The sequence below is a fragment of the Anabaena sp. UHCC 0253 genome (genome assembly GCF_009712085.1).
GTDB lineage: Bacteria > Cyanobacteriota > Cyanobacteriia > Cyanobacteriales > Nostocaceae > Dolichospermum.
Window position 1 is genome coordinate 192,277 of sequence record NZ_VILD01000002.1, and the last position, 15,367, is coordinate 207,643.

17 protein-coding genes are annotated in these 15,367 nt (G+C 36.5%); 9 read left to right on the forward strand and 8 right to left on the reverse strand.

The features are described 5' to 3' along the window. Positions 1 to 3 precede the first annotated feature (3 nt). Positions 4 to 852 carry a CPBP family intramembrane glutamic endopeptidase gene (locus FJR38_RS04960; protein WP_168535752.1) on the forward strand — a complete coding sequence of 283 codons (849 nt, stop codon included), beginning with the start codon at positions 4 to 6 and terminating at the stop codon, positions 850 to 852. Between the two features lie 49 nt (positions 853 to 901). On the opposite strand, the gene FJR38_RS04965 is transcribed toward FJR38_RS04960, so the two are convergent. The 3 genes from FJR38_RS04965 to FJR38_RS04975 form a co-directional block, all read right to left on the reverse strand. Then, the gene (locus tag FJR38_RS04965; protein ID WP_168535754.1) at positions 902 to 1,363 is read right to left on the reverse strand and encodes a DUF4079 domain-containing protein; all 462 of its coding nucleotides are present in this window, start codon (positions 1,361 to 1,363) and stop codon (positions 902 to 904) included. Positions 1,364 to 1,478: 115 nt separating this feature from the next. Further along, a complete protein-coding gene (locus FJR38_RS04970; RefSeq protein WP_168535756.1) occupies positions 1,479 to 2,363 on the reverse strand; it encodes an alpha/beta fold hydrolase in 885 nt (294 codons plus the stop codon). 124 nt (positions 2,364 to 2,487) lie between these two features. Then, positions 2,488 to 2,883, reverse strand: a complete 396-nt coding sequence (locus FJR38_RS04975) for a DUF1830 domain-containing protein (protein WP_168535758.1) — start codon at positions 2,881 to 2,883, stop codon at positions 2,488 to 2,490. 708 nt (positions 2,884 to 3,591) lie between these two features. Here FJR38_RS04975 and FJR38_RS04980 point away from each other — a divergent pair. From FJR38_RS04980 to FJR38_RS05005, 6 genes are all read left to right on the forward strand, one after another. Next, positions 3,592 to 5,169, forward strand: a complete 1,578-nt coding sequence (locus FJR38_RS04980) for a photosystem II high light acclimation radical SAM protein (protein WP_168535760.1) — start codon at positions 3,592 to 3,594, stop codon at positions 5,167 to 5,169. Positions 5,170 to 5,307: 138 nt separating this feature from the next. Further along, on the forward strand, positions 5,308 to 6,708 hold the full coding sequence (locus tag FJR38_RS04985) for a DICT sensory domain-containing protein (RefSeq protein ID WP_168492254.1): 1,401 nt from the start codon (positions 5,308 to 5,310) through the stop codon (positions 6,706 to 6,708). Beyond that, the gene (locus tag FJR38_RS04990; RefSeq protein ID WP_168535762.1) at positions 6,705 to 7,406 is read left to right on the forward strand and encodes a pentapeptide repeat-containing protein; all 702 of its coding nucleotides are present in this window, start codon (positions 6,705 to 6,707) and stop codon (positions 7,404 to 7,406) included. Before FJR38_RS04985 ends, FJR38_RS04990 begins: the two co-directional genes overlap by 4 nt. Positions 7,407 to 7,458: 52 nt before the next feature. Then, positions 7,459 to 8,373, forward strand: a complete 915-nt coding sequence (gene thrB, locus FJR38_RS04995) for a homoserine kinase (RefSeq protein ID WP_168535764.1) — start codon at positions 7,459 to 7,461, stop codon at positions 8,371 to 8,373. Positions 8,374 to 8,419: 46 nt separating this feature from the next. Further along, the gene (locus FJR38_RS05000; RefSeq protein ID WP_371418158.1) at positions 8,420 to 8,971 is read left to right on the forward strand and encodes a hypothetical protein; all 552 of its coding nucleotides are present in this window, start codon (positions 8,420 to 8,422) and stop codon (positions 8,969 to 8,971) included. Positions 8,972 to 9,229: 258 nt separating this feature from the next. Beyond that, entirely contained in the window at positions 9,230 to 10,834 is a 1,605-nt protein-coding gene (locus FJR38_RS05005) for an NAD(P)H-quinone oxidoreductase subunit 4 (RefSeq protein ID WP_168536422.1), read from the forward strand. Between the two features lie 97 nt (positions 10,835 to 10,931). On the opposite strand, the gene FJR38_RS05010 is transcribed toward FJR38_RS05005, so the two are convergent. After that, on the reverse strand, positions 10,932 to 11,300 hold the full coding sequence (locus FJR38_RS05010) for a 2TM domain-containing protein (protein WP_168535768.1): 369 nt from the start codon (positions 11,298 to 11,300) through the stop codon (positions 10,932 to 10,934). 343 nt (positions 11,301 to 11,643) lie between these two features. On the opposite strand from FJR38_RS05010, the gene FJR38_RS05015 reads away from it, so the two are divergent. Continuing rightward, positions 11,644 to 11,898 carry a hypothetical protein gene (locus tag FJR38_RS05015; RefSeq protein WP_371418146.1) on the forward strand — a complete coding sequence of 85 codons (255 nt, stop codon included), beginning with the start codon at positions 11,644 to 11,646 and terminating at the stop codon, positions 11,896 to 11,898. A 73-nt stretch (positions 11,899 to 11,971) separates the two neighbouring features. Here the strand turns inward: FJR38_RS05015 and FJR38_RS05020 are convergent, their stop codons facing one another. From FJR38_RS05020 to FJR38_RS05030, 3 genes are all read right to left on the reverse strand, one after another. After that, on the reverse strand, positions 11,972 to 12,724 hold the full coding sequence (locus FJR38_RS05020; RefSeq protein WP_168535770.1) for a hypothetical protein: 753 nt from the start codon (positions 12,722 to 12,724) through the stop codon (positions 11,972 to 11,974). Positions 12,725 to 12,845: 121 nt separating this feature from the next. Beyond that, complete coding sequence (locus FJR38_RS05025; protein WP_371418147.1) at positions 12,846 to 13,211, reverse strand: DUF488 family protein; 366 nt, start codon at positions 13,209 to 13,211, stop codon at positions 12,846 to 12,848. A 75-nt stretch (positions 13,212 to 13,286) separates the two neighbouring features. Then, a complete protein-coding gene (locus FJR38_RS05030; RefSeq protein ID WP_168535772.1) occupies positions 13,287 to 13,943 on the reverse strand; it encodes a DUF488 family protein in 657 nt (218 codons plus the stop codon). Between the two features lie 187 nt (positions 13,944 to 14,130). Here FJR38_RS05030 and FJR38_RS05035 point away from each other — a divergent pair, with 187 nt between their 5' ends. Next, positions 14,131 to 14,763, forward strand: coding sequence for a retropepsin-like domain-containing protein (locus FJR38_RS05035; RefSeq protein WP_168535774.1), 633 nt, complete (start codon positions 14,131 to 14,133; stop codon positions 14,761 to 14,763). A gap of 99 nt (positions 14,764 to 14,862) precedes the next feature. Here FJR38_RS05035 and FJR38_RS05040 read toward each other — a convergent pair whose 3' ends face one another. After that, the gene (locus FJR38_RS05040; RefSeq protein WP_168535776.1) at positions 14,863 to 15,135 is read right to left on the reverse strand and encodes a hypothetical protein; all 273 of its coding nucleotides are present in this window, start codon (positions 15,133 to 15,135) and stop codon (positions 14,863 to 14,865) included. Positions 15,136 to 15,367 lie beyond the last annotated feature (232 nt).

The window sequence follows — 15,367 nt, forward strand, 5'->3', positions numbered from 1 at the left end:
ACTATGAAAATTAATCTCACTCAACTTACTCAATATCCTGTCCCTGTGAGGCTGGGTTGTTTCATTTTAGCTTTAATATTGTTATGGCTACCACTAGCAGCACCAATTTATTGGCTAGTTCAAGATACTAATTTAGAAAGTATCTTGACAATGGTCATATTATATGCAGAGTTTATTTTTCTTCTGAATATCTGGGGGAAAAAAGTCTACCAGCAACCAGGAATATTTAACCATTATGGCTTGGAATTCACTCGCCTTAATGGTGTAGATATGTTGAAAGGACTGGCTATTGGACTAATTAGTGTATTAGTTTTATTTAGTTTAGAAGGGTTGTTTGGTTGGTTAGTATGGCAACAACCTCAAATATTGTTAGTGAAAATAGTTTTAGAAGGTTTATTAGTGAGTTTGGGTGTAGGGTTTGCAGAAGAATTATTATTTCGAGGTTGGTTATTAGATGAGTTACAGCGAGATTATAAATTAAATATCGCGCTCTGGATCAATGCAATTTTATTTGCTTTAGCCCATTTTATTAAACCTTTAGAAGCCATTATTCATACTTTACCCCAGTTTCCGGCTTTAGTGTTGTTAGGGTTAACGCAGGTATGGGGAAAACGTTGGAGACGGGGACGTTTGGGCTTACCTATTGGTTTACATAGTGGGTTAGTTTGGGGTTATTATATTATTAATGTTGGACAACTAACGAAATATTCAGGACAAGTTCCTGATTGGGTGACTGGTGTTAATAATAATCCTTTGCAGGGAGTTATGGGGGTATTTTTCATGGGTATTCTGGCTTGGTGGATAGGGAATAAGCAATTAAACATTAAAAAATATGAAAGTGAAGCAATGTAATAAAGGAGTTAAAAACTAAAACTCGTTTCTGAACATGACAAAGAATAGTTTAAGGTAAATACTTTTGGACTACAGCCCAACCGCTGAGAGATACCCAACTAAAGCCTAATAATAAGAGAATATTACAACCAAGATGTAAAGGTCTAGCCCAAGGCTTTCTATTACTAATTTGGGTGGCGCTAAAGGCAGATACTAAAACTAATATTACTACTATTAACCCAGCCCCTATATGTGGCGAATGACCTAATGAACCAAAGTGTCCTAAAGTGCCAACAATACCAACCGCTAGGAGTAGCAAGACTAGACTAACCATAGTGATACCGATTATATAATGGAGCGATCGCACTTCACCACGATTCCACGGCAATATAACTCCTAAAGGTGCTTCTGAGGTAGTTCTGACCCTTAACATCCAAATACCAGTTATTGCTAAAAACAAGTATGCTAGTAAAGATAAACCCATTGACCAGGCAGCTATTTTCCATAACCATAAAAAAGAAGGTAGGTGCATAAAAAATTTCAGTCCAGGAAAGTTACTTATTGAGCTTAACAGGATTTGGGAAAAAGCTCAAAATGCAACTTTGGATTGGTGCAAAAATTAGGGTTAATTCAGAATTTCAACAGAGTTAAACTTTTTGAATGCGGTTAAGTATAGCTGTAATTACGGTTTGAGGGTCTTCTCTTTGCATAAAATGGCCAACTTTTGGTATGACAAATCTCTGGTAATCTTTTGTAAAAAACTGTTCTTTATTAGCACTAGTTTCTGGCAAAGTTGCACCGTCACATTCTCCATGTAATACTGTAGTTGGTACATTAATTTTAGGTGCATTCATAAGTTGATTATGAATAGAATCATAGTCAGGATCATTAGCAGAGTTACCCCAACGATTGCGATATGAATCAATGGTAATATCTATCCAATCTTGGTTATCAAATGATTGGGCAGTAGTTTCAAATTCCGTTTCATGAAAATGCCATCCAGGACACCATAATTGCCATAATTGGCGAGTAAATCCCCTTCTATCGGCTGCTAGTGTTTCCCGTCCGCGTTCTGTGGCAAAAAACCACTGATACCAGTATTGTTGTACCTGAGTAAAAGATAGTTTCTGGTTGGGGTTATTAGTTCCATAACCTACTGATAATGCAGTGAGACTATTGACTAAATCAGGACGTAAAGCCGATGTATTATAGGCAATCCGCGCTCCCCAATCGTGACCTACTAAATGTACAGATCCAATATTTAAGGCTGTAATGAATTCAACTAGGTCTTGTCCTAAAGCCGCTAATTGTCCACTCCGCAGAGTCTGAGCATTGAGGAAATGTGTCAATCCACAACCTCTAAGAAATGGTGTGATACAGCGATAATTTTTATTTACTAATGGGGGAATAATTGTCTTCCAAGTAAGTGCATCATCAGGCCAGCCGTGAATAAGAATTATGGTTTCTGCATCATTTAAACCATAATTGTGATAGGCGATATTCAGACGAGAGGTTTTGATATATTGAATCATGATTTGAATTAATTACAACATAATCGAGTAGTTGATGAGCTTGAGAAATTCTGTGTAATCCTTGTTCATTAATAAAAAAGGCTGCTGAATTCAGCAACCCTCATGTTAAGCAACATTTATTTTTTTAATCAATAGATGCCAATTCAACAGTTGGTAAAGGTTTTGTAGTATCTACAATTTTTGTATTAATTTCCGACTCCAGCGGATTACTATTAGTAGGATTTATTCCTGCGGATGTATCGTCTTGTATTTCATCACTGCTAGGTTCATGGATGATGAGGCGATCGCATGGAATCGTATCTGAGATAATAGCACTTGCCATCATCCCGGTGTGAATTTCCATTTGCGCTTCTTTAGGAACTTCAAATACTAGCCTTTGTCCAGGAAAAACAACCCTTTCAAAGTACCAGTTGGGAATATTGGAGATGCGAGCCACCTGGATCTTACTCGTGGCATTGACGTAGCAGCAGAGAATCTTCCCCGAATGCTCCGGTGGTAGAGGATCTAATATCTGAGCCATAACTGCTGGTGAGCTATTTGCGCCACAATTTTTTTACATTACATAACTAAAGCTAACACCGGATGATCCCCATTTGCTGTAACCCCGACTACCAACTGCAATTTTCTGCATTATTTATATCTAAAGATATATCTAGTTTCTAAAAATTTTGTAAATAAATCTATATTTACTTAAAAAACAAATTACAAATGAAATTCTGCCCTTTTGGTGCGGACAAAATTGCGGTAAATTCTTTCTAGATAAGCATTTTTACTCATCTGTCTCATACTCTTGAAGATTTTGTCCTGTTTGCACACAGCTAACGCTTTATTGGCAAAACTCTTGATATATCAGCTTTTTAGATTTTTGTCCGTCGCTATTATTTGTAAAATTGGCCTGATTTTTATTCTTTCTAGCAAGTCAAGTTATCTGTTGTATCTATCTGTAGAAATCATCAAAGAAAATCGTCGCTTAATTCATAAACTCGATGTTATGGTAAATGTATATGAAAATTTTGTTCATAAACCGTCATCTATATATAACCAAGCAAATTTTATGCACAGCAGTTTTTACTTGCACTACAGTTGCTAACAGCAAACTTTGCTTACCATAAACCAACTGAAATGTCAATAAAAATGCTGGTAAATTCAGCAACAACTTCAGCGACTAGAAAACTAAATATGCTTCTAGTCTTTACCTAAACAAAGACAAGATACAGTTAAACCACCTATGAACAAAACTAAAATTCTCTACGTTCGCCTTCCTTGTAACCCTATCTTCCCAATTGGGGTTGTCTATCTTTCAGATCACGTCCACAAACAATTTCCCAATGTAGAACAGCGGATTTTTGACTTAGGTACAGTCCCACCTCTAGATTATGCTTCTGCCCTCGACAGATGTATTGATGAGTTTCAACCAACCCTACTAGTTTTTTCTTGGCGAGATATTCAAATTTATGCACCTGTGGGCGGACGGGGCGGCAATCCTCTGCAAAACGCTTTTGAATTTTACTATGCCAAAAATCCCCTGATCAAATTGCGTGGTGCTTTTGGCGGCTTGCGAATTTTTATTGCTTATTATGTGGAGTTATGGCGGAATCTGGGATTAGTCAAACGGGGGTTAAAACGCGCCCAAAAATATCAATCTCAAGCCCGCGTTGTCTTAGGTGGTGGTGCAGTTAGCGTATTTTATGAACAGTTGGGTAAAAGCTTACCTCCAGGAACAATTATTTCTGTGGGTGAAGGCGAAACCTTACTCACAAAACTGCTCAATAGTGAAGATATTAGCAATGAACGCTGCTATGTCGTAGGAGAAAATAAACCACGCCAACGCTTGATTCACGAACAACCCACACCACTGGAAAAAACGGTGTGTAACTACGACTACATCGAAACAATTTGGCCGGAATTTAATTATTACCTCCAAGAACAGGATTTTTACATTGGTGTGCAAACCAAACGCGGTTGTCCCCATAATTGCTGCTATTGTGTCTATACTGTAGTCGAAGGTAAACAAGTACGAATTAACCCTAGTGACGAAGTTGTTGCCGAAATCCGAGAATTATACAATCGGGGCATTCGTAACTTTTGGTTTACTGATGCTCAATTTATCCCCGCCCGCAAATTCATTGATGATGCTGTGGAACTTCTTCAGAAAATTGTTGATTCTGGGATGACAGATATCCATTGGGCAGCATATATTAGAGCCGACAACTTAACACCCCAATTGTGTGAGTTGATGGTAAAAACGGGGATGAATTATTTTGAAATTGGCATCACAAGCGGTTCTCAAGAACTTGTTCGCAAAATGCGAATGGGTTATAACTTGCGAACTGTTTTACAAAATTGTCGGGATTTAAAAGCAGCCGGTTTCAATGATGTAGTTTCTGTTAACTACTCCTTTAATGTGATTGATGAACGTTACGAAACTATTCGCCAAACTATCGCTTATCATCGGGAACTAGAACGGATTTTTGGGGCTGATAAAGTTGAACCTGCTATTTTCTTTATTGGACTACAACCCCATACTCACTTAGAAGAATACGCTTTTAAAGAGGGTATTCTGAAACCAGGATATGATCCTATGAGCTTAATGCCTTGGACTGCTAAAAAACTTTTATGGAATCCTGAACCTCTTGGTTCTTTCTTTGGTGAAGTTTGCTTGCAAGCATGGCGACAAAATCCCAATGACTTCGGACGGGAAGTGATGAATATCTTAGAAACCAAACTAGGTTGCGCTGATTTGGAAGATGCACTTTCTGCACCAATAGAAGATAAACCAGAGAAACAGTTGGCTGGCGTATCCTAGAAAACATAAGCTCAGGCGATTAGAAATCACGGCTACACAAACAAAGTCCACCTGCGTGGACTAATTAAAATTTAAGGGTTTTGCCTTTGTAGACGTGGTTTCCAACCGCCGTATATCTAAAAATCCCCAATTAATTCCATGTTACAAGGTTCAATTCTCCAACAGCTAGAAACTTCTCACCGCCATAGTTCTAGACCAATTCATTTTGGTGTGTACTATAAAAATACCTTAGTTGCTCTGTGTCATGCCTTAGAAGACCATATTTTAACTAAGGATAATGGTCCTTTGGTAATTACGGCTTTTCAACAGGGTAAATGGTATCTGCAAGAGGCATCTAGATATGCAGATATCGCTCAACACAGCCGAGAAATTGTGATTATGGCGGCTGCTGATGCTGGTTTTGCCGAGCATCCGACTAGCCAATTAGCTAATATTGATTTAGTCGGGTTGGCTACAGATGATCCTGTGGCGCAGGAGTGGCATTTGATTATTTTAGCTCCTGACTACACAGCAATGGTAATTTGTCAAGAGCTATCTGAAGCTGATTATGGGAGTGGTGGATTGCCAACTTCCGATTTAGAGCGTAAATTCTACGGTTTATGGACATTTGAACCAGAGTTAGTGCAAGAAACCGCAGAGTTAGCGATCGCTCATATCCAAGGCTATGATCCTGAACTAGCACTTCAACTTAGTCAACAAAAACAGGCAATTCAGCCAGCTATATCCTCACCAGAAGATGTGGCTACAGTCGTGGCTCGTGTTGTGGATTACCTCAAAACCGGACAAAATAACTTATCTATTCCCGCAGCCGCGCATCATAAATCCTTAGATCGTAACTTGGTATCTAATGAAATCCAAGCATTTTTGCGAATGGCGCAATTAATTGATCTAGCAGATATCAATAATCCTATGGCCGCTACAGAAGTAGCATCCATAGCGGAAACAATGGGGCAATTATTGGATTTACCCGCATGGCAAATTAAAAGATTACGTCTTGCGGCTCTGTTGCATCGCATAGATCCATTACAAAAAGCCGAAAGCCTGATTATTCCTACTAATTCTACAACTGGTTATCAAGAAGAGGCGCTCAGTTGTCCCCTGGCTTGTCCTCTAGTCCCTGGGGCGCAAGTATTACGAACAATGCCACGACTACGGGCAGTAGCTCAAATTATTACCCACCAAAGCGAATGGTGGAATGGCACAGGCCAACCAGCCGGTTTAGCTGGCGATGATATTCCCTTAGAATCACGAATTTTGTCATTAGTGGCAGAGTTTCAGCTACTTATCAATCAGCATAAATACTCAAGTAAGGGTGGCATAGAGATATTTTCTCAAGCGTTAGATCAATGCCGGAAACAACAATCTACCCGCTTTGATCCTAAACTTGTAGATACTTTAACTTTATTAGTCATGGGTTTACAACAGGGACTTGATTTACCCTTAATGACAACCAAAGTTAGCAGCGGCTTGTGGTTACTTGATTCTCGATGGGATAGCCACAGCAAAAGCAATGAAAAAATTGAGATTTACCCCACATGAATATAGAAGCCATTCGATTAGGAAAAAACAAACAACTTCCTGGCGCAAATTTAGAGGATGAAGATTTATCTTCCGTAGATTTAAGTAGGATCAATCTCGCAGGGGCGACTTTAGTGGGAACTAACTTCGCTGGTTCTAAACTAGAAGGTGGTCATTTTCAAGGTGCAAATTTAATGGGGGCGAACCTGCAACAAACTGATTTGCGGGCTAACCTTATGGGTGCAAACTTGATGCAAGCTGACTTGACAAGTGCGGATTTACGTGGTAGCAATTTGCGCGGTAGTAATTTGATGGGGGCAATTCTCAGTGATGCGTCTTTAGCCGGTGCTTTTTTAAGTGGTGCTAATTTGATGAATGTAAATTTGCAAGGCGTTGACTTACGAGGTGCAGATTTAAGAGGCGCTAATCTCACGGGAGCTAATCTTAAAGGTGCAGATTTAAGTAGTGCTGATTTAGAAGGGGCTTTGCTAAGTGAAGCGAATCTGGAAGAAGCTGATTTACGGGCGGCCAATTTAGCAGGGGCGAATTTAGCAGGAGCTAATTTGCTATGTGCTGAATTAGATGCAGCAAATTTAAGTGGTGCTAATTTAAATCAGGTATGTTTAGTGGGTACAGTTCTAGAGGGTAGTAACGCAGGTAGAATTAAATTAACAATTAAAAATTTCTTCTGCCTTTTGCCTCTTCCGTTTTTCTTGTAAGCTGTCACTAATAAGCTGATAATTTTGAAATTGGAATTTTGAATTAACTTAAATGTCTGTAGTTTCTCACATTGCTGTTAAAGTTCCCGCCACGACTGCGAATTTGGGTCCTGGCTTTGATTGTATTGGTGTTGCTTTAAAACTGTATAACGAATTTAAGTTTACTACTCTTGATGACCAGGGGTTAATTATTCAAGTTTCTGGTACAGAAGCCGAAAAGGTGCAAACTGATGAGAGTAATCTTTTATATCAGGCGTTTGTTAAATTATACCAATATATAGAACAAACACCGCCATCGGTGAAAATAGAGATTAAGTTGGGTGTACCACTAGCCAGAGGTTTAGGTAGTTCGGCTACTGCGATTGTCGGGGGATTAGTTGCGGCTAATGAGTTAGCAGGTTCGCCTGTGTCTGAGTTGCAGATCATGGAATTAGCGATCGCCATGGAAGGACATCCTGATAATGTAGTACCAGCTTTATTAGGTGGATGTCGTCTCGCGGCTACTAGTCGCACAGGTTGGGAAATTTGCGATATTCCTTGGCATCGGCATATAGTTCCAGTATTGGCAATTCCCGATTTTGAATTATCAACCTCAGAAGCCAGACGGGTTTTACCGACAGAAGTAAGTCGTGCTGATGCAATTTTTAATACTGCTCATTTAGGATTGTTACTGCGAGGTTTAGCAACTAATCGGGAAGAATGGTTAAAAGCAGCCTTACAAGATAAGTTACATCAACCCTATCGCCAAACCTTAATTCCTGGTTACGATGCGGTCAATGCCGCTGCTATGGCGGCTGGCGCTTATGGTATGGTAATTAGTGGCGCAGGACCGACACTTTTAGCATTAGCTGAAGCAGATCAGGCTAAACTCATTGCCACAGAAATGGCCAACGCTTGGCAAAAACAAGGAATTACATCAATTGTGCGATCGCTCCCCCTGGATACGCAAGGGGCAAGCATATTGTAAATATTAGATTTTCTATGGGTAATTAGTAGTAAAAAACTAATTACCTATCACCAATTACCTATTCCCAATTACCCATCATATATATATGGAGAAAATTCAGTCAGAAATAGCAGAACTGAAATCTCAAATCCAAGCACTTCAACAAGAACGAGCTACATTGACGAATAATCATGTTGAAGCAAGTGAACATGATTCACACCTAGCAATAGTTGAAGCTTACCGTCGTCAAGCCAGAGAAAACGCTCAATTATCTGCTGAAATCCGAGGCATAGATGATGCAATATCTTTTCTGCAAAAAGAAATCCAACAAAGAAAAGGTCATCTCACTAGGTATCTACCTATGTCCATCCGCATCTCTCAACAAGAAGAACAGCTAGAAGAAGCCAAAAAAATTGCTCAAATTCATGCCGAACGAGTTAATGAACTAGCTGGAGAACTGGCCAAAGAACTCAAACTCCTAAAAACCTGTGCCGATGAACTTAGCCCCATGTATTGGCAAGTTTACTACAAACCTTTCATCACGGGCTTTAAGACCATTTCTGTTCCCTACGTCAGATCAGACTGTCAAGTGTGGACAATTGTCAACCGCATCGTTTAAGTATTTTAAATAACTTTCTAGAAAATTTAATTTATCCTTAGTCGGGTAATTATAACTAAAGACAGCGGTTTTAATCGCTGTTTTTTTGTTGACGTTGCAAAAATTTACATTTAGAATAGATTCGTTGCATAATTTAGTAAGTATTTATTACTAATAATGCCCCAAATCGAAAATCTCCATCAAAAATTGTTTACAAACGTAACGATTCCTTAATATAATGTAAACAAAAGTGAAACCAAAAAAATATTGTTAACAGTGATGAATGCGATAGAAATTCCTTGGTTGTCAGCCATAATTGCCCTGCCCTTAGTGGCCACCCTAGCAATTCCCCTCATTCCCGATAAAGAGGGTAAAACCATCCGTTGGTACGGTTTAGGGGTTGCATTATTAGACTTTGCATTAATGATTTTTGCCTTTTGGCAAAGTTACGACTTCCAAAGTTCAGCCCTGCAAATGACAGAAAGCTATGCTTGGATACCCCAAATTGGCTTTAACTGGTCTTTGGCAGTTGATGGTTTATCAATGCCCTTGGTAATATTAACAGGTTTAATTAACACACTCGCAGTATTCGCGGCTTGGAAAGTAACCAACAAGCCGCGTTTATTTTATGCCTTAATGTTGGTGATGTACAGCGCCCAATTAGGCGTATTCCTCGCCCAAGACTTATTAATGTTCTTCTTAATGTGGGAAATTGAGTTAGTACCCGTTTACTTACTAATTTCTATCTGGGGTGGTGCAAACCGCCGCTATGCAGCTACTAAATTTATTATCTATACCGCCGCAGCATCTATATTTATTCTGGTAGCTGGTTTTTCAATGGCCTTTTATGGTGATAACTTCACCTTCAATATGACCGAATTGGGAATGAAAGAATATCCCAAAGCCTTAGAACTAGCCTTATATGCAGGTTTTTTAATAGCTTACGGTGTAAAACTACCCATTTTCCCTTTCCATACATGGTTGCCTGATGCTCATGGTGAAGCATCTGCTCCCGGTTCGATGATTTTGGCAGGTGTATTGTTAAAAATGGGTGGTTATGCCTTAATTCGCTTTAACGTAGAAATGTTAAGCGATGCCCATGTTACCTTTGCCCCAGTCTTAGCCATTTTTGGTGTAGTTAATATAGTTTACGGTGCTTGTTGCGCCTTTGCTCAAACCAACCTCAAACGCCGCTTGGCTTACTCTTCAATTGCCCACATGGGGTTTGTATTAATTGGGATTGCATCTTATACAGAAATCGGTATTAGCGGTGCTGTGTTACAGATGGTTTCTCACGGTTTAATTGCTGCTAGTTTATTCTTCCTCTCTGGTGTCACTTACGAACGTACCCACACCTTGATGATGGATAAAATGGGTGGTATGGCTCAGGTAATGCCCAGAACTTTTGCGCTCTTTACTATCGCTTCCATGGCTTCTCTGGCTTTACCCGGTATGAGTGGCTTCGCAGGTGAATTGATGATATTCTTGGGTCTTGCTACCAGCGATGTTTACAGTTCTAGCTTCAAAATTATCGTTATTTTCCTATCAGCAGTTGGCGTAATTTTGACCCCCATTTATTTACTTTCCATGTTGCGTCAAGTGTTCTACGGCAACAAAAACGAAGATCTACATTTAGATACTGTAGTCTTTGATATTAAGCCTCGTGAATTGTTTATCACAGCTTGCTTGTTCATTCCCATCATCGGTATTGGTTTCTATCCTAAGATGATCACACAAGCTTATGATGTGAAAACAGTAGACATTGCGGCTCATGCTCGTCAAGTTTTACCAGTTGTAGCTCGTCAACAACCTACAAACTTGTATTCACAAATTTTCACCACACCAACATTAGCTAGTTCCGAAATAGTTAATACAGTTGAGTAATTATCAAGCCCAAACAGGCGCTGTGGTAAATCTTCAATTCAAAGGGTCATTTTCACACTAATATCCCCGACTTATTCAATCAAGTCGGGGATATTTTTTAGGAATTACTTAAATAGGTTTTAATTCCATGCAATAGTAAACCTAAGCCCCATCCCAATAAAGGGAATATTGCCCAGAAATATGAAGGGCTTACCACTAGATTTAACAACACTAAAAAACTATTTACTGCAATAAAAATAAATAAATGTGATTTAAATTCTTTCCGTTTTTGATTATTTGACATTTGTCCTTGTTTAACTTCTACTGCTTTTTTTAACCATGCGTGTTCTGCTGCTTGTAGCGATTCTGAAGAAACACCTAATTCTAAGGCAATTTCTCTAATTTGCTCCCTGGTATATTCTCCATCTTGCTGACGTTTAAAAGCTACTTCAAGAATTTGTTGCATTTCCTCTGAATTGTAAGTCATATAAATACCTAAAATGGTAAAAAATCCTTATGAGAGTTATCTTTGAAACGGTAGCTACACAATCATTAAAAATATATTTGCCTACCAACTATTTAGAAACACATTTTATCTCTGAAAAATAATTGATATCGTAATTAACAGCACAAATATAGATGAAATTAAAATTCAAAAATAAATCATTCCTCAGATAGTGTTTTCTCATCTATTTCTGAGAAAAAATGAAGTATGATTTTAATGACAGTAAACAATAAAAATACTTAAGTGAATTCGATATTTTTATTATTTATTCTTTACTTTCAGCAAGTATAAAATATTCACAAATTAAAAATATTATCAGAAGTAAATGTATTTATTGAACTTATTCATCCAAGAGTTGCCAAAACCAGAAATTTCTCCCAACGGAATTCAAGAAAATCCATCATTAGGTACAGATTCACTAATTGCTCATGGGTTAGAAAAAGAGCAGTACATTGGCATGATTATCCTCGTCATAGCTGTGATTAGTGCTGTGGGATTTTTTAGCCGTAGAGTTGAATATGCTATTTTAGTATCTCTTTTTTTGAGTGCATTTTTGATTATTTTGTTATTATTTTTATAACCAAAACTAAATTTTAATCTTTAAAAAATTATCTCAAACAGATTGGATAAATTGGCAATTATAGATAATTTGCTTATTTCCATCCTAGACGTTTAGCAATATCGGTAACATTAATCACAGATGCCACTAATTTATAACAAAATTCTTCCTCACTTTGAAATGAAGGTTGGAAAGGTTCACTTAAACTAATTGTTAACCTAAATTTATCAGGTTCAAAATTTTCTAAGTTGAGTTTTTCTATTACCTCTTCACAGGAATATTTTCCCTCTTCTAAATAATTAAGTTTATTTATCCACATTGAATCTGTAATGGGTAAGTCATAAAAATGATCACACAAATAAAAAAGACATCTAAAGGTTTTTTTATTGGAAGAATTGTATTTAACTTCCCATTTTAATTTTTCTGGTTTTATCATTGTTAATGAAGATTTAATTGGTGTTACTTGTAAATCTTCATAACGAATACGTTTATCAAAATTACCTAATAATTTAGGTTCAAAAGAATTATTTTCAATTTCTGGTTTAATTAACTTTCTTACTTGTTCTAAAGAAGCTTTTCCTAAAATCTGCCATTTATCACTATAATGAATTAGCCAATTTTCTGGATGATGACATTTTGCTTCATATCTAATAAAAGGAATTCTAATAACATCAAATAGTTGAACTTCTCTACCATCTCTTAGAATGTAATGTTCTGGATATAAAGTACCATTTATTCTATTAGAAACTGGCCGCAACCAACCTGTACCATCAGTTTTCATACCTGCAAGACAAATTCCGCCATGCTTAGTAGATTTAGCAAGACAAATAATATCAAAAGTCTGCATTTTTTTAGTCTTATTAACACCCTATTTATCTAAGTAATAGTAAAACAAGACTAGATAATTAGTGAATAGTAATATTACTGAATTCTTGAAAAAAGTTGAAAATATAAATCTGGAAATATACTCAAAGATGATGAATTTTGATGGTTGTTTCTAGGTTACTTTGCAAATATTCTGCTACTAAGCGACGATGACAATTATGGGGTTTTAATTCACTACACAACAAACAACTTTTATCTATGATATCTATAGATAATTTCTTTTCAATCTGTCGTTGTGAAATCAGTTGATTAAATTTCTGTTCATAGCTATCCCAAGTTATTTCTTTCTTTTTATAAGCATCCAAAATATCTTTAGTGGGAGCTAAATCAAGAATATGGATATATTCAATTCCACCAATTTTCTGAAGAAAATATTGTAAATCTGACTTTTTTGCAAATCCCGCAAGTTGAGAAACATTATTTAAGCGAGTATCAATCACTCGTTTCACACCTGATTTTATTAAAATTTCAAAAAACTGTTCTGCTTTTTTTGGGTAAAACCAATAGTAAATAAATCAACTTCTTTATTCTTCATGATCTGTGATTTCTGTATAAGCTACTTTTTCACTTTGTAATTGATATGCTTTTTCTACTAACTCAGCACGGGAAAGAGGTTTTTCTATGGTTTGTATAGGTTGTAAATCAAATAGAGAAAGCTGTTTAACAGAACTTTGCAATTCAGTCAAGATTTTATATAAATTATGTTGTTTTAAAACCCTATTTTCTAAATCCTCATTTGCTTCTAAATCTCCATTTTTATGAATATGCTGAATTTCTAACCCAGCATTTTTTAAATGTGGACAAATCAAAATAGCTCGATGACAAACAATGGGATCTTGTTCAGCACACATTAAACTAATTTGATATTTTTCTGAACCTTGAATTAAACGATTTAAACCGATTTTAAAAGCCTCCGTAGCCGCAATTAAATCATAACGAGCCATACCATCTACATAACAGTTTCTATCACGGGGACGAGCGCCTAAATTATCTCCCAGGGGAACATAAGCGATATTTGCGGTTTTCAGGGCTGCTTTTAAAGCAGATTGGTTAAACTGAGGAAATCTGCGACTATAGGGACTAGAACGCACGTCAGCTAAGGCTGTTACTTGATGTTGGTGTAACAGTTCGATAAATGTTTCAATTGTATGGTTGGAATGACCAATAGTGAATGTTTTCATAATTTGTTATTATCGGGAATAACACTGAATTACAATTATTTACAGGCATTTTAAGCATTATAATGTCAAAATGCAACCTATATTCGTTGTTTGGTTTCTCCGCATCTTTTGCAACTGTGAGGGAAAACACAAAAAACTATTATAATTAATTCAGTATAGACTAGCTTTGTAGAGCAGAGCAAGGAATATGAACACAACACCCTCTAAAAGCGAAACTGATGAAATACTTAAGTGGTTGAATCACAACCGCCAAATGTTATTAGATTTGTATAAAAATCAATATGTTGCGTATAATGCGAATGGGATAATTGCACATAGCGAAAACTTACGCGAAGTTTTAGAATTAGCTAATGCTGCAAAACAAACGTTTTTAATCTATTTAGTTCCTCATCACACTGCTTCTGTAGAAATTTTACCAATTCGTTTCCGCACCGTTGCCCGTCATGATTGGCAACCAAATTATACTGTTAATTTAAAGCATAGAGATATAGAATTTTCTACAACAATGTTAGTAGATTCTGGTGCTGAATTGAGTTTAATTTCCTTGAAAGTAGGTCAAGATTTAGGGTATGCTTTAGCTGATGCAGAATCTATTTTATTAGCAGAAACTATAGGTGGTAAAGTTGAGTATGTTTTACGTAACGTAGAAATGACAATTGATGGACATAATTTTATTGCTTCTGTGGCATGGTTACAAACCAATACAGGTGGAGAACAATTATTATTAGGGCGAGAAGTTGTATTTGATAAATTTAATATTGAATTTAGGCAAGCGGAGGAGAAAATTATTTTTACATGGCGTGAAGACTGGCATTCATAATTTGTCAGAATCAGGATTTACAGGATTTAAGGATTTACAGGATGATGATAAGATTAATCAGAAAAATCAAACTACAATGATTAGTATCTAAAAGATACATCACTCAAAAGGATTAATACGATTATTAATTTTTACTTTACCTCTAGTTTCAGAGACTAACTTCAGGCATTCTTCTAATTCATCCCCTACCCATGTACCAGCATGACGTAAAATTGAACGTCCTGAAGGTGGCTTATAGTTAGTTTTTTCTGATAAACTTGTTTCTTGTTTATATTTAATAAATTCCACAAATTCATCAATAAATTTCAAATTTTCTGGTGAAATAGTTAATAAATTTTGTTCAATTTTTTGTCTGAATTCAAGATAGTTCATAATTTTGATCTCCTAATTGTAATTAATATTTTTTACTTTTATAAATATTGATTTTTAATTATAATAAAATTATAGCCTAAATTTAGGTTAGTGAAAACTCTATTTCAAAAAACATTTGTAATAATTAGGATATCCAGAATTTTAAGGAGTTTACAGGATTTTAGTTTAGGAATATTTGCTGTTTTTTCACTACAAAAATTAAACTAAGTTTATGTTATAGTTGTAGCTTGTT

What these genes read in the sequence shown, in the direction of transcription:
- FJR38_RS04960 (WP_168535752.1), top strand. Translation starts at nt 4, where the DNA reads ATGAAAATTAATCTCACTCAACTTACTCAATATCCTGTCCCTGTGAGG.
- FJR38_RS04965 (WP_168535754.1), bottom strand. Translation starts at nt 1,363, where the DNA reads ATGCACCTACCTTCTTTTTTATGGTTATGGAAAATAGCTGCCTGGTCA.
- FJR38_RS04970 (WP_168535756.1), bottom strand. Translation starts at nt 2,363, where the DNA reads ATGATTCAATATATCAAAACCTCTCGTCTGAATATCGCCTATCACAAT.
- FJR38_RS04975 (WP_168535758.1), bottom strand. Translation starts at nt 2,883, where the DNA reads ATGGCTCAGATATTAGATCCTCTACCACCGGAGCATTCGGGGAAGATT.
- FJR38_RS04980 (WP_168535760.1), top strand. Translation starts at nt 3,592, where the DNA reads ATGAACAAAACTAAAATTCTCTACGTTCGCCTTCCTTGTAACCCTATC.
- FJR38_RS04985 (WP_168492254.1), top strand. Translation starts at nt 5,308, where the DNA reads ATGTTACAAGGTTCAATTCTCCAACAGCTAGAAACTTCTCACCGCCAT.
- FJR38_RS04990 (WP_168535762.1), top strand. Translation starts at nt 6,705, where the DNA reads ATGAATATAGAAGCCATTCGATTAGGAAAAAACAAACAACTTCCTGGC.
- thrB (WP_168535764.1), top strand. Translation starts at nt 7,459, where the DNA reads ATGTCTGTAGTTTCTCACATTGCTGTTAAAGTTCCCGCCACGACTGCG.
- FJR38_RS05005 (WP_168536422.1), top strand. Translation starts at nt 9,230, where the DNA reads ATGAATGCGATAGAAATTCCTTGGTTGTCAGCCATAATTGCCCTGCCC.
- FJR38_RS05010 (WP_168535768.1), bottom strand. Translation starts at nt 11,300, where the DNA reads ATGACTTACAATTCAGAGGAAATGCAACAAATTCTTGAAGTAGCTTTT.
- FJR38_RS05015 (WP_371418146.1), top strand. Translation starts at nt 11,644, where the DNA reads ATGTATTTATTGAACTTATTCATCCAAGAGTTGCCAAAACCAGAAATT.
- FJR38_RS05020 (WP_168535770.1), bottom strand. Translation starts at nt 12,724, where the DNA reads ATGCAGACTTTTGATATTATTTGTCTTGCTAAATCTACTAAGCATGGC.
- FJR38_RS05030 (WP_168535772.1), bottom strand. Translation starts at nt 13,943, where the DNA reads ATGAAAACATTCACTATTGGTCATTCCAACCATACAATTGAAACATTT.
- FJR38_RS05035 (WP_168535774.1), top strand. Translation starts at nt 14,131, where the DNA reads ATGAACACAACACCCTCTAAAAGCGAAACTGATGAAATACTTAAGTGG.
- FJR38_RS05040 (WP_168535776.1), bottom strand. Translation starts at nt 15,135, where the DNA reads ATGAACTATCTTGAATTCAGACAAAAAATTGAACAAAATTTATTAACT.